The sequence below is a fragment of the Pedobacter hartonius genome (assembly GCF_900107535.1).
GTDB classification, from domain to species: domain Bacteria; phylum Bacteroidota; class Bacteroidia; order Sphingobacteriales; family Sphingobacteriaceae; genus Pedobacter; species Pedobacter hartonius.
Genome location: NZ_FNRA01000008.1, coordinates 111,950 through 125,281, shown reverse-complemented (window position 1 = coordinate 125,281; position 13,332 = coordinate 111,950). Strand labels below are relative to the sequence as shown.

The 13,332-nt window shown below is 42.8% G+C and carries 9 protein-coding genes; 3 read left to right on the top strand and 6 right to left on the bottom strand.

The window, feature by feature from the left end:
• Nucleotides 1-3: 3 nt before the first annotated feature.
• From BLW16_RS14735 to BLW16_RS14725, 3 genes are all read right to left on the bottom strand, one after another.
• Entirely contained in the window at nucleotides 4-1,749 is a 1,746-nt protein-coding gene (locus BLW16_RS14735; protein ID WP_245735293.1) for a cellulase family glycosylhydrolase, read from the bottom strand.
• Between the two features lie 108 nt (nucleotides 1,750-1,857).
• Nucleotides 1,858-3,405: a RagB/SusD family nutrient uptake outer membrane protein gene (locus BLW16_RS14730; RefSeq protein WP_090558194.1), complete on the bottom strand. Its 1,548-nt coding sequence runs from the start codon at nucleotides 3,403-3,405 to the stop codon at nucleotides 1,858-1,860.
• A gap of 103 nt (nucleotides 3,406-3,508) precedes the next feature.
• Nucleotides 3,509-6,670, bottom strand: coding sequence for a SusC/RagA family TonB-linked outer membrane protein (locus tag BLW16_RS14725; protein WP_090557946.1), 3,162 nt, complete (start codon nucleotides 6,668-6,670; stop codon nucleotides 3,509-3,511).
• Nucleotides 6,671-7,277: 607 nt separating this feature from the next.
• Here BLW16_RS14725 and BLW16_RS14720 point away from each other — a divergent pair.
• Nucleotides 7,278-8,024, top strand: a complete 747-nt coding sequence (locus BLW16_RS14720) for a hypothetical protein (RefSeq protein WP_090557944.1) — start codon at nucleotides 7,278-7,280, stop codon at nucleotides 8,022-8,024.
• Nucleotides 8,025-8,058: 34 nt separating this feature from the next.
• Here the strand turns inward: BLW16_RS14720 and BLW16_RS14715 are convergent, their stop codons facing one another.
• Nucleotides 8,059-8,934, bottom strand: coding sequence for an AraC family transcriptional regulator (locus BLW16_RS14715; RefSeq protein ID WP_090557942.1), 876 nt, complete (start codon nucleotides 8,932-8,934; stop codon nucleotides 8,059-8,061).
• A 145-nt stretch (nucleotides 8,935-9,079) separates the two neighbouring features.
• Between BLW16_RS14715 and BLW16_RS14710 the strand changes: the two genes are divergently transcribed.
• A complete protein-coding gene (locus BLW16_RS14710) occupies nucleotides 9,080-9,301 on the top strand; it encodes a hypothetical protein (protein ID WP_090557940.1) in 222 nt (73 codons plus the stop codon).
• On the opposite strand, the gene BLW16_RS14705 is transcribed toward BLW16_RS14710, so the two are convergent.
• Nucleotides 9,302-9,529, bottom strand: a complete 228-nt coding sequence (locus tag BLW16_RS14705; protein WP_090557938.1) for a hypothetical protein — start codon at nucleotides 9,527-9,529, stop codon at nucleotides 9,302-9,304.
• A gap of 47 nt (nucleotides 9,530-9,576) precedes the next feature.
• Complete coding sequence (locus tag BLW16_RS14700; RefSeq protein ID WP_175470588.1) at nucleotides 9,577-11,361, bottom strand: ATP-binding protein; 1,785 nt, start codon at nucleotides 11,359-11,361, stop codon at nucleotides 9,577-9,579.
• Nucleotides 11,362-11,775: 414 nt separating this feature from the next.
• Here BLW16_RS14700 and BLW16_RS14695 point away from each other — a divergent pair, with 414 nt between their 5' ends.
• Nucleotides 11,776-13,332 carry a sensor histidine kinase gene (locus BLW16_RS14695; protein WP_090557934.1) on the top strand — a complete coding sequence of 519 codons (1,557 nt, stop codon included), beginning with the start codon at nucleotides 11,776-11,778 and terminating at the stop codon, nucleotides 13,330-13,332.

Genomic DNA, 13,332 nt, shown 5'->3' with positions numbered 1-13,332 from the left:
CTGTTATTTTTGGAATTGTATACTGTCAAAATTGAAGCCTCCGGCATCGGCGTAAACTCTCAATACCTGTTTCCCTTTGTCCAATTTAATATTTTTTACTTCCAGTTGCCTGAAATTTGTCAACCCGCCGGTAGGGAGAACGGTTATTTCTTTCGCTGCAGCTTTGCCATTCACAGACAGCGATAATTTGACTTTGGCTGTTGCCGCCAGTTTAAACGTTAAGGTATAACTGCCCTTTTCTTTTACCGTAATGGTATACTGAAGCCACTCGCCGCTTTCAAAACTGCTCACGTAATATGCTTCCCGCCTGCTGGAATCACTGCTGATATCCACTCCGTCATTTCTATATATACCGCCTTTGTTTCCCGGACTGGTTTTTCCGGTAGATACATGATAATCCGCAGTGTCTTTATCACTGTATGCGACACCACTTACACCCAGGTCATAATCCACGGCTTTGAGCAGCGTATGATTGCTCACGATATTGTTTTTGAAAGGCAGGGTCTCATTAGAAAAAGGCTGGCGGATCATCGCATCGATCACATCGCGGTGGATGATCGTGTTCTCCAGTTTGAGGTTTTCAGCCAGCTCCATCAGTCCGCTATAAGCTTTACCTGCTGCAGGTTTGTTGCCCTTTCCGTTCATATAATCAGTTATGCCGTTATAATTGGGATTCGATCTTATTTCTGAAGGGTTATTAAAACCTATCTTTTTGAGCGGCCACCATGACCAGCCGATATTGTTTTTCTCCAGCAGCCGGATCGCATCAGTGAACCACACGTTCGAATTCTCACCGGTTTCGCCCAGCCATGCCGGCACATTGTACTGGTCCCTCATTTTTACAATATGGGCTACGGAGGCCTGGTCATTGTAGTTCCAGTATTTATGAAAGCTGAGGATCATATTCTTATCCCATGCGGGCATAATTCCGTTATAGTTGTTGCCCCAGCCATTTCCTTCAATAATGATCATATGTTTCTGGTCAACTGAACGGATCGCTTCAGTAATTTCCACCATCAGCTTTCTGAGCGGGGCGTTCTTTTGTTCTTTCAGGCCATGCTGATCTTCTGCCGGGTTTTCAAATCCCCAGTTGGGCTCATTAATGATATCGTATCCGCCAATCCAGGGTTCGTTCACATAACGTCCGGCCAGTTTTTTCCACAGTGCCACCGTCTTTTGCCGGTTCGCCTCGCTATCCCATACCGAGGGTTTTGACGGGTCCCTGTCCGCAATGTTCAGGTCATTCCCCTGGCCTCCGGGCAGGGCGTGCAGATCCAGGATCAGGTAGATCCGGTTTGCTTTGCACCAGGCCAGCAGGCTGTCGGTCATGGAAAACCCTTTATCCAGCCATGTATTCTTTCCGGCCACCGGTTCCTTTTCCGCGGCCAGCGTGTATAAGTTGTAATGCATGGGAAGGCGTACTGAATTAAAGCCCCATGCTTTCAGGGAATCAATGTCGGTTTTCCGGGTATGGTTCTTTAGCCAGAGGTCATAGAATTCGGCCGTTTTTTCCGGGCCTACAAGATCTTCAATACGTTCGCGGATCCTGTATTGCTGGCTTTCCTTATTGATCTTTAACATGTAACCTTCCTGCAGCATCCATCCGCCCAGCCCCATTCCACGCAGTATTACATTCTCGCCTTTTGCGTTTACGATTTTTGTTCCTTCAGCATGTAAACCCTGCGCTGCAGCCGGAATGACATAGCTGGTTAAGGAGAGGCTGAGCAGTATGACTAAGAGTTTTTTCATTTTAACAATACGGTTAATTTCCATATACAAAGGTACTTATCTAAAAAACAGAAAGGCGGATGTAAACATCCACCTCCTGGTATTAAAAATTGCGCTGATGACGGAATATTATAGTGAACCGCCCCATTCTCTGCTTTGTTTAAGCTTGGTATTGTCCAGCTCCTGCAATGGAACAGGAAGTATCTCATGTTTTCCGGTTACAAATCCTTTTGAGCCGAGTACCTGACCGGCAATTCCCCATCTCACCAGGTCGAACCACCTGTGTCCTTCAAAAGCGAGTTCCAAACGCCTTTCTGCAATAATATTCTGCAGGGTAGGTGCCACCGGATGTTGTAGTCCGTCGGCATAAGCGCGGTTTCTTACTGCGGTGATCAGTGCCGTGGCCCTGCTGATATCGCCACCGCCTACAATGATCGCTTCAGCCTCCATGAGATAGGTATCCGCTAGGCGGATTTCATACATATCCTGCGGATAGTTTAACACAGGCTCGCCACCACCGGTAGTTTTGTCCGACTGTCTTCCGGCAAATTTCTCGATGAAATAGCCGGTATTCATATAGCCTTTCTCATAAGTCACGATACCATTTTTCTCCAGGCTGTCCAGGTTTGCAACCGAGGCTCTGAAACGGGGGTCATTATGAGAAAAGTCTACAAAGTTTTTGGTCACTGGCAGGAAACTGTAACCTGAGATATAATCAGGTGCAGTTTTACCTGCCAGGATGTTGTAGTTCCGGGGGCCAACCATAATATTCAGGATATTACCCTCACCACAGGTTAGGCAGGACCAGGTCGCATTCGATTTGCTTGTATGGGTAATTTCCAGGATCGCTTCACTGTTAAATTTATTGGCATTCTTCCAGAGCGATGCATAGCTGGCCACCAGGTTATAGCCATAGGTAGCGCTGGGCTGCCCCGGTGTAGCGCCGTTAACTTCTTTGAACTCTGCTGCGGCTTCTGTATATTTTTTCTCATAGAGATATACCTTTCCAAGCAGTGCGTGTACAATTCCTTTGTTTAACCTGCCGGCTTCTGTAGCTACGGGTACAGAAGCCGGGAAGTTTGTCTCTGCCAGTGCCGCTTTCAGGTCAGACTCAATCTGGGCATATACTGCAAGAGGAGTAGCCTGTACGATATCATAAGCATTGTCTACCGTAACCGGTTCGGTGATCAGCGGGATGTTCTTGAATAAACGAACCAGGTCGAAATAGAAATAGGCACGCAATGCTTTTGCTTCAGCAGTATATCTTGCTTTCAAACTTGCATCCATAGGAACTGCGGGTAGTTTAGCCAGCAATATATTTGCCCTGTACACACCCTGGTAACCCGCGGCCCATAAACTGTCCTGTGGTCCCAGTGCGGGAGTGAGCGTATAGTTAGACATTACCTGCATAGGCGTCACGTCATTCGGGCCACCGCCACCTGCAACATTATCATCAGATGCTGCGTCAGAAACATCAACTTTAGTCACAAAGTTATTCGCCTGGTAACCCAATATATCATACGTTGCTACCAAACCATTGAAGGCTTCTGTGGCATCGCGGTAGTATCCGGTTTCAGTAAATGCACCCCTTGGTTCTACCTCTACAAATTTCTTACAGGAATTCAGCAGCATCAGGGCTACTGCAAACAAGACCGTATATTTTATATATTTTTTCATGAGTAATATTTGTTTGTAATCGGTTATGAAGCTATCATGATCTTTCTCAATATTTCTGGTCTGTAAGATCATGATGGTTTCATGAGAAAATATTTTTATTCAATTAAAATCCAACACTTAAACCGAGCATGAACGAACGTGCCTGAGGGTAGATACCCCTGTCAATGCTGAGCACGCCACCACCGATTTCAGGATCATAACCTGTGTACTTGGTAATGGTGAACAGGTTTTCTGCCGTTGCATAAATACGGGCACGTTGCATACCTATTTTTGAAATTGTAGTTTTTGGAAGGTTATAACCCAGTTGTACTACTTTGATTCTGAAATAACCTCCGTCCTGCAGATAATAATCTGAAGGGTTGGTAAAGTTTCCGTTAGGGTCTCCGGTGATCAGGCGTGGAACAGTATTGCTTGTACCCGGTCCTGTCCAGCGGTTCAGGATATTTGTCTGGTAGTTTGCGTTCAGGATATCCAAACGGCGCAGCCCCTGGAAGATCTTGTTGCCACCAACACCGGTTCCGAATACCATCAGGTCAAATGCCTTGTACGATGCATTGAAAGTAATACCGTAGGTATATTTTGGGGTTGGGTTACCAATAAACTGACGGTCAGTTTCAGTGATGGAACCATCACCATCGGTATCCTGGTATTTAAAATCTCCCGGTTTAGCATTGGGCTGTATCTTTCCGTTCCTGCCTGTATACGCATCTACGTCGGCCTGTGTCTGGAAGATGCCCTGTGTTTTGAAACCGTAAAAAGAGCTGTATGCCTGTCCTACAGCCGTACGGGTAATAGGGTAAGCTGCAGACTGGAAAGTTTCTCCTCCGGAAAGGTAGGGTACATTGTTACCAAGACTGGTTACTTCATTTTTCAGGAAGGAGATATTACCGTTAGCACCCAGGGTCAAGTCGCCCAGTTTTTTACGATAGCCCAGTTCAAATTCGAAACCTGTGTTTTTCAGGTCCGCAACATTTGCAGGCGGATTTTGTACACCTCCAAGATAAAGCGGGATACGTGGGTTCTGTAAGATATCTTTGGTGACTTTTCTGTACCATTCAGCAGTGAATGTAAAGTCTTTCAGAATGGTTGCATCAATGCCGATGTTCGTCGATCTTGTTTCTTCCCATTTCAAATCGGGACTTGGGAAAGGAGACACCGGGCTATAGCCTACGTTGTAATTTCCGGAGTTACCGAAGGTATAGTTACGTCCGCCTCCAAGCAGGGATACATAACCAAAATCGCTGATGTTGTCATTACCTACCACACCATAACCTGCTCTCAGTTTCAGGAAGCTGAAGACCTTGTTATCCTGCAGAAAGGCTTCTTTAGAGACTACCCATCCACCGGAAACCGAGGGGAAATAACCAAATTTATTGTTGGCACCAAATCTCGAAGATCCGTCACGGCGAAGTACCGCTTCAAACAGGTATTTCTCATCGAAGTCATAGTTCACACGTCCGAAGAATGAAGCTACTTTATGCAGCTGTCCTTCTGAGCCCGAAGCCGTTCTCAGGTCATTGGAAACGTTAAAGTTCAGTGAAGCTTCTTCAAAAGTACTTGCAGGGATGTTATTGTAAGTGATGTTGGTACCTCTTGAATTGTTATCTACATAAATACCTTGTCCCAACAACAAGCTAAAGCCGTGTTTTCCAACAGTTTTACTGTACTGGGCAGTATTCTCCAGGTTATAATTCACCTGGCGGTTTTGCTGGCGGTTAAATGAAGTTTGTCCGGTTATTGATGAAGAATTCAGGAAAGATACCGGAGTAAAAGCTTCTGTACCATAGTATGAAAGTTTCGTGCCCAGTGTGGACCTGATGGTCAGACCTTCTATCGGTTTCAGTTCTCCGAAAACGTTACCTACAATATTGTCTGCCCAGGTATAGTTACCTTTTCTGGTTTCGATATAAGCCAGTGGATTGGTGATCTCCTGTCCTACATTGCTGGATATTCCGTAGGGATTTCCATTAGCATCCCTGATCACCTTATTGGTTGAATAGGGCGCACCGGCAGCTACCGCCGGGTCAGTTACCACTAAGGGAGTAAGGGGGTCCAGGTTGATTGCTGAGCTCAGCGGCCCGCCAAACTCAGAGTTTGTATTTCCCAGGCCTGTTGATTTTTCATGTGAAAAACCAAGGTTTTCGCCAATGGTTAAAAATTTCGCCAGTTTATGCGTAGAGTTCAGACGGATGTTCGTTCTCTTGTATTTCGAGATATCCGTAGTTACGATACCATCCTGCTGCAGGTAACCTACAGAAGAGTAGAAGGTTGATTTCTCGCTTCCGCCACTGATGCTGAATTCCTGCGATTGTCTTTTGGCGCTGTTGTTAAAAATAGCGTCCTGCCAGTCGGTACCTTTTCCCAGTGCTGAAGGATTGGCGAATGGAGGAACAAATGCAGGCAGGGCAGGGTTGGCTGCTCTTGCTTCGGCATCGGCATTGAAAGCTGCTTCATTCCTGATGGTTGCATACTGCGTGGCATCTAAAAGATCCAGTTTTTTTGATGGTCCCGAGAACCCGTAGTATCCGTTGTAATTGATCTTGATATTGCCGGCTTTACCTTTTTTTGTGGTCACCAGGATAACCCCTGCTGCGGCTCTTGCTCCGTAGATCGCCTGAGAGGCAGCGTCTTTCAGCACTTCGATAGATTCAATGTCAGATTGGTTGATATAACCGATACCGCCATTGTCCACTACCACTCCGTCTACCACCCATAATGGCTGATTGTTATCGCCACCGGATCTGTTAAATGTGGTGATACCCCTTACCCTTACGGATGAAGCGGCACCCGGCTGACCCGAGCTGCTGGCAATGGTTAAACCAGAAGTCCTTCCCTGCAGAGATTGTTCTATGCGTGTTACGGGCTGGTTTTCGAGGTCTGCAGCCTTTACGCTTGAGATGGCGCCTGTTACTACACTTTTCTTCTGCGTACCGTAACCCACCACTACCACCTCAGAGAGGGCTTTGGTGTCCTGGGCAAGCGTTATATTCATAGGACCGCTTCCAACAGGAACGGTTTTGGGTGCCATTCCGATCAGTTTAAATACCAGGTTGCCACCTGCAGGTGCAGATATAGCGAAGTTTCCGGAAGCGTCAGTCAAAGTAGCACGGGTTGTGCCTTCTATCGTTACTGTAACACCAGGCAGGGATCCTCCGTCAGCCTGGTCTGTTACTTTACCTGTTACTTTAACATCCTGTGCAAAAAGTGCAACAGGAAAAATGAGCAGACAGGAAATTAAGAAAATAAGAGTAAATCTTTTTTTCATACATTGAAATTTTAAATAGATTAATATTTGATTAGTTAATGATTTTTGTAGGGTAAACTAGGGTCGTTTACAATCTCTGAAACACTCATACGGTTTATATTTGGTTAGAAGGTGTTATTGTTCTTTTAACACTAACCCAAAGCTAGAAGTTATATGAATTGCCTGTATGTAAAATGTTAAAAAATGTTATAATATTTTTTAATTAGTTGATAAACAGAAAAATAAAATTAATATTTAGTTACGTATTGGATCAAAATCGCCTGTTTTTCACGTTTTTCTCCAACAATAGGAAAATATATTGCTTAGGTGTATTTAATACACTATGATAAAATAATATCAGTGCTTGTGTCTTGCTGAATTAGGCTTCATATGACAAACCTAAGCTAAATTGTTTAAGCGTAGATTTAACGTTTAATATGTAGTGAAGATAAAATCGTATTGAAACCTGATAAAACGTATTCATGCGAATTAATTATTTTTTTTGGAATTTTTGGCCTTGTTTTTAGCGGGTATTTACGTTATTTAAAAAACGAAATTGTTCTTAATCGATTTATTGCTTCATTTTGAAACGAAATGATCATCCGTTTTTCTGACCTAACCTTATCAAATGTTTAAACCTTTTAAATTAATTGCCTGCCTCATCTTATTCTGTCTTTATTCCTGCTCATCATTATATGTGCCTAATGTTCCCAATACTCCTATGTTAAGCTCACAGGGAGAATTCAGTGGCGGGGCACATATTTCCCTGAGGGGCAATGCCAATTTTAATGGTGCTTATGCGGTATCTAATCATATTGGGGTGCTGCTTGGAGGGGCTTATATGAACAGTGAACGCAAGCGCAAGGACCTTAACTATAAACTGGTGGAAATAGGGGGAGGGTACTTCACTACCTTCGGCCCCGACAAGAACAGGATCCTTGAAATTTACGCGGGGCTGGGGACGGGAAAGACCAACCGGAGTCTCAGGGAATACAATTCCGGAGACCTGATCAGCACCGAACTCCAGGTGACCGACTATAGCAAAACATTCCTGCAGGTAAATTACAGTTCAAAGAAAAACAACAATTTCCATCTCTTCGGTAATAATTATCCCTTAAACTATGGTACTGCATTACGCATCAGCCATGTGAGTATGGACAACTTTTTCATCAATGGCATTGGCACACCAAAAGAAGATAACATTTTCCTGGAGCCCATTTTCTTTACACGGATGCGTTTAAGTGATGCTGTTCAGTTACAGTACACAACCAGCAGCAATTTTGGCCTGAAAAACAGGAAATATCTGACGGCAGGCAACTCTATATTCAGTGTTGGGGCTGTGATCAATGTGGGTGGTATTAAAAAGAAGAAGTGAAATGGTAGTTAACATACCCCATAAAAAATAATGATCAGATAAAGACACTGGTACCACAGAAGTTTTCCCTGAATTCTTTTGGGGTACACAGTTTCTTTTTCTTAAAGATGCGGTTAAAGTTGGAGATGTTATTGAATCCGCAATTGACGGAAATATCAGCAATAGGGGAATTGGTTTCGATCAGCATCCTCGTGGCATGGCCTAATCTTATTTCATTCAAAGTATCTACAAAAGTGTTTCCCGTCCTTTTACTGATGAAGCGGCTAAATGATACGTCGGTCATACTTACCAGCTTTGCGATATCTTTCAGGGTAATCTGTTTCTGGAAATTGGCATTCATAAATTCATTGGCCTTATCTATGCGGCGGCTGTTCGGATTCAGGATCTGGTTATTGTTGATCGCCACTTGCGATAACACCCTTATATTATCCAGGGTAGAAAGTTCATGAAGGATGTTCATCAGCTCCATCACGCCGGTGAATCCTTTCAGGTCGTTAAGTGCCATTAATCTTTTTGCCAGCAAAATTGCCGTATCCGGCTGGAACAGGATACCACGGCCCGAACGCTCCAGCATTTCCTTGATGAGGCCCATCTGATTTTTCTTCAGGAACTTCTCATCGAAAAAATCTTTATGCCATTGAATGGTCACCTCGGTGATCGCCGTGTTTTCGCAGTGGTGGGTTACCCATGTATGTGAAAGATTGGGGCCAACCAGCACCAGTTCCATATCTGCTATCTCTTCCTGATGATCGCCTATTACTCTTTTTGCGCCGGCGCCATTGATGATCAGGTTAAGTTCATATTCTTCATGAAAATGAAGGGGGAAATCAAAGTTTTTTTTTACCCTTGAAAAGATGCTGAAACAGTCTTTATGCGTCAGCGGGGTGATCTCTTTAATGATGTTATTCATACCTGGTTATTGCCGTTTATCCTGGAAGATATGCGGCAAACGCAAGTTAACGAAATTTTTTTTGCATAATTTCTAAAACAATGCTCAATCATTTTAGTTTTTATTAAGAATTATTACTGTTTAAGCGTTTACTAGATTTATTACAATGACTGTAACACAGCCTGAAATCGAAAAATTAAAAGAAGACTTTAATCAAATTACAAAAAGTACAGCTGAAGAAAACCCAGCAGATTTTTATGCCTATCTGCATTTGCTAGGCAACAGCAGGATTGAAAAATTGATTTCCTATCTGGAATTAAACGATACCATCTCACATAAACTCACCTGGTCAGAGATCAAGAACTACCTTGATGATGAAAATGACTGATTAGTAATTTACTATGGCTTTACTAATTCTGTCGGCAGTATAAGGATTGAGCAGTTTTTCGTTGCCCACATTGTTTAGGTATACCCATTTCGAATAGTCATTCACCAATAAATGGCCAAGAATAGTATTCTCGTAAAAGACTTTAAAGATCCCGGATTGTTTTCTTTCAATGTGGAATGGGATCAGCCATCCATTGAGGTTTACCTGAATATTGAATTTTGCGATCATATGATCAATATATCAAAAGCCCTGCCAGTATCTGCGTTTGTATTCAATTAGTTACCTGATAGCTGAACTACTACGGCCTCCAGTTTTTCTTTCAGCAATAGTGGAGAGAATGGTTTCAGCAGATAATCATCCAGGTACGTAAAATTGAAAGATTCCTGTATGTCTACGTCACTTGAGGCTGTCAGTGCGATGATCTTGATTTTAGAGATATTTGCGTCGGGCAGTTCCCTGATGTGTCTTGAAGCCTCAAATCCGTCCATTACAGGCATATGGATATCCATCAGGACCACGTCAAAGGTTCCGGTCTTTACCATATCCAGTGCCTCCTGCCCGTTTTTGGAAAGAGAATAATTACAGTCCCACTGATCCAGTATTTTTTTCAGCAGCATGATATTGATAATATTATCTTCGGCAATTAAGATATTCAGATTGCTGATTTCCTGAACAGGTATAGAAACAACCGGTATTTTTTCCTCAGGTAATTCCGGTTTGGCAAGAGTATAACTAATTTCAAAGGAAAATACTGAGCCTATATTTTCTTCGCTCACCAGTTTCAGTTCACTTTCATGTAAATTGATCAGTCTTTTTACGATCGCCAATCCCAGGCCTGTGCCGCCGTAACGCTTGGTGATATTATTATTGGCCTGTAAAAAGGGCTCAAAAATAATTTCCTGTTTGTTTTTCGGAATACCTATACCTGAGTCTTTAACGGCAAACAACAAAACTACCTGCTGTCCAATTTGTGCAGTAGTGGTAACGCTTAATTCTACCCTGCCCCCGTTATCCGTAAATTTAACCGCATTTGATACCAGATTGTTGAGAATCTGTGTCAGCCGGTTCTGATCACCGTTCACATAGAGCGGGTTACTTTCAAAGTCTGTTTTCAATCTGAAGTCCAGGCCTTTCTGCTCCGCTTTGGATTTGAAAGAGGCGTGTATATTCTGCAGCAGCGTGCTGATATTAAAATCTGCTGTATTCAGCAGCACTTTCTCTGCATTCATCTTACTGAAGTCCAGGGTGTCGTTGATCAGTGCAAGGAGATTTTCTGCCGAAAAGCGTAAAATCGCCAGATTTTCCTCCTGGTCTTTCCTTGGGTTTTCTATACTCAGTACGTTGATCATTCCTATCACAGCGTGCAGCGGGGTACGCAATTCATGAGACATAGAGGAGAGAAAGTCTGATCTTAGCCGTGTGGCCTCCTGCGCCTCTTTAAGGGCCGTCTGTAACTGTGCATTTAGCTCACGTTCCTTATAGTGACTATGATAGAATGATTTGAAGAATTCATAATGCATAATGATCAAAATGCCGAAATTTACTATCAGTGCGAGCAGAAAGGAGAGGTTGCTGATCTGAAACTGCGTGATGGTTACCTGGCCATTCTGCAGGCGGGAGTTCAGCAGGTGTATGACGATAGGAACAACGTTTGCCAGGGAATATAATATTCCCCAGTTCTTTCCAAGGATATAAAAACTGGAAGAGATAATAATGAGTGACAGTTGTATGGTCACCAGGTTAATACCGGACGTGTAAAATATGAGGTTGGTCCAGATAAAGGTACATAGAGACAACAGAAAGATATGTCCTGATAGTTGCCATTTTGCTTTCTCCAGCAGCAGATACAATGCAAAGGCCATGGTGAGCAAAAGTACCAGCAGCCTGATCACAATGGTCATATGAGGGTTAACGAGGGAATTCAACAAAATGATAAACGTCAGGGAGCTCAACAGGATCAGGCCAAAGGCCAATATCTTTATCCTCGACTGCATTAGCGGAATCTGAGTTTCCTTCAGCAAAGAGGTGTATTTATCTTTATACCTGGTAATAATATTCATGGGCATATGTTGTGGCTCAATATTACAAAAAAAATATTCAGCGATACTGATCAGCCGTTGTGCCTTGATTTTACTATTATTTTATAACCGTAGCAAAAATAAATAATCAATTTCTCATTTTGCCGGCTGAATGGTTTAATCATCTTTACCCGTTGGAAATTTAAGTTATCAGTGATAACAACAAATAATTTTTATTAATAAAAACAACAACGATTGAGAATGTTTTGTATCATTTTTGTATAAAAAAGTGTATCAAAATATAAAACTAAATCCATTTATCATTGTTTAAATAGGTGGAAACTGAATTATTTAAATAATTTCCATTGTTGATAGTCCTGTTTCTTTGCAGTTTACGTATAATCTGAGTGATGAAAATCCTATATTTGAGCAGCCCAAATACGAATTAAGGTTGTAATGAATAAGAGACCGAAAATACTGTACCTCCAGCACCATGTGCGTGACACAGGACCATTGTTGGAAATATTGGAAGAGTTAGCCCCAACATATCAGTATTTAGCTGTCCAGACCCTGGAAGAATATATAAATCTTCTTCAAGATTTCAGACCGGATATTATTCTGGCTGATGAAGATTTAGATATCGTTAGTCCAAGGGAGGCATTAGGTATATTACAGGCTCAGGAAGCAGATGTTCCTTTTATTCTGATCTGTTCTGTTGCGCGGGAAGACGAAGCACTGGAGCTCCTTAAGGCAGGAGCTGTGGACTATGTATTGAAAGAAAAACCGCAGCGTTTATTTTACGTATTATATAATCAGTCGGTGAGGTTGCGTGCGGTCAGCAATATGGAACAGGCCGTAAGGGAAAAAGAACGGCTGTATAAACGAAATCTTGCTGATACCACTGCACTGAAGATCAGCGAAAAACAGATCCTCAAGTCCAAAGCGAATTTGCGTGCCCTCTTTGACCATACTGATACAGCATACATTTTGGTTAATGATGCACTGAAAGTAGTTTCTTACAATCTTCCTGCACAAAAACTCCGTGAGAAATTCGGTCAGAGTGAACTTGCAATAGGTGGCGATGCAATGGATTATTTCCCTGAAAAAAGGAAATCTGAAATCTCCCATATCATCCAGCGGGTAATGAACGGAGAGAGTGTATCTTATCATTCCACCTTTACTGATGCTGAAGGAGAAGATCACTGGTATAGTATCAAATGGATCACTGTAGCAAACGATGATGATCAGAACTGGGGGCTCATCTTATCTGTCAGGGATATTACCGCATCAAAGACTACTGCCATGGCGCTTGCCCAGGCCAATGCAGAGCTCAGTAAAAGAAATAAGAGCCTGGAACAGTTCACTTACATCGTTTCTCACAACCTGCTTGCCCCTGTGGCCAATATTATGGGCATAACTGAACTGTTAAAAGATCCGGATGAAACGCAGCACACAGAACTCGTAAATGGGCTGAGTACCTCTATCAAGACCATGGATACGATCTTGAAAGATCTGAGCCAGACTTTACAGGTGAAGGACCAGGTCAATAAGAAAAAAGAAGAGGTTTTCTTCCGGCAGCTTGTTGAAGAAATTACTTTTAGCATCAATAACCTCATGATTGCCGAGGAAGTGACCATACATTGTGATTTCGAGCCGCTGCAGTCATTATTTACTGTAAGAGGATACTTATATAGTATCTTTTATAACATTACGTTAAACAGCATCAAATACCGCAGGCCGGAGGCGGCACCGGTGATCATTATCAAAAGCGCTGTAGTTAAAGATCAGCTGTTGCTCACCTTTGAAGACAACGGAAAAGGTATCGATATGCAAAAAAATGGTGCACACCTCTTTTCATTGTATAAACGTTTTGATACCACAACAGACGGAAAGGGAATGGGCATGTTCATGGTAAAAACCCAGATTGAAGAACTGGGTGGGAATATCTACGTGGAGAGTCAGGTAGGATCAGGTACCAAGATCATGATTAGCCTGCCTTTAGTAAAGGCTTGA

Bases quoted from the DNA above. Each gene is read 5' to 3' on its own strand.
- BLW16_RS14735 (WP_245735293.1), bottom strand. From the start codon at position 1,749: ATGAAAAAACTCTTAGTCATACTGCTCAGCCTCTCCTTAACCAGCTAT.
- BLW16_RS14730 (WP_090558194.1), bottom strand. From the start codon at position 3,405: ATGAAAAAATATATAAAATATACGGTCTTGTTTGCAGTAGCCCTGATG.
- BLW16_RS14725 (WP_090557946.1), bottom strand. From the start codon at position 6,670: ATGAAAAAAAGATTTACTCTTATTTTCTTAATTTCCTGTCTGCTCATT.
- BLW16_RS14720 (WP_090557944.1), top strand. From the start codon at position 7,278: ATGTTTAAACCTTTTAAATTAATTGCCTGCCTCATCTTATTCTGTCTT.
- BLW16_RS14715 (WP_090557942.1), bottom strand. From the start codon at position 8,934: ATGAATAACATCATTAAAGAGATCACCCCGCTGACGCATAAAGACTGT.
- BLW16_RS14710 (WP_090557940.1), top strand. From the start codon at position 9,080: ATGACTGTAACACAGCCTGAAATCGAAAAATTAAAAGAAGACTTTAAT.
- BLW16_RS14705 (WP_090557938.1), bottom strand. From the start codon at position 9,529: ATGATCGCAAAATTCAATATTCAGGTAAACCTCAATGGATGGCTGATC.
- BLW16_RS14700 (WP_175470588.1), bottom strand. From the start codon at position 11,361: ATGAATATTATTACCAGGTATAAAGATAAATACACCTCTTTGCTGAAG.
- BLW16_RS14695 (WP_090557934.1), top strand. From the start codon at position 11,776: ATGAATAAGAGACCGAAAATACTGTACCTCCAGCACCATGTGCGTGAC.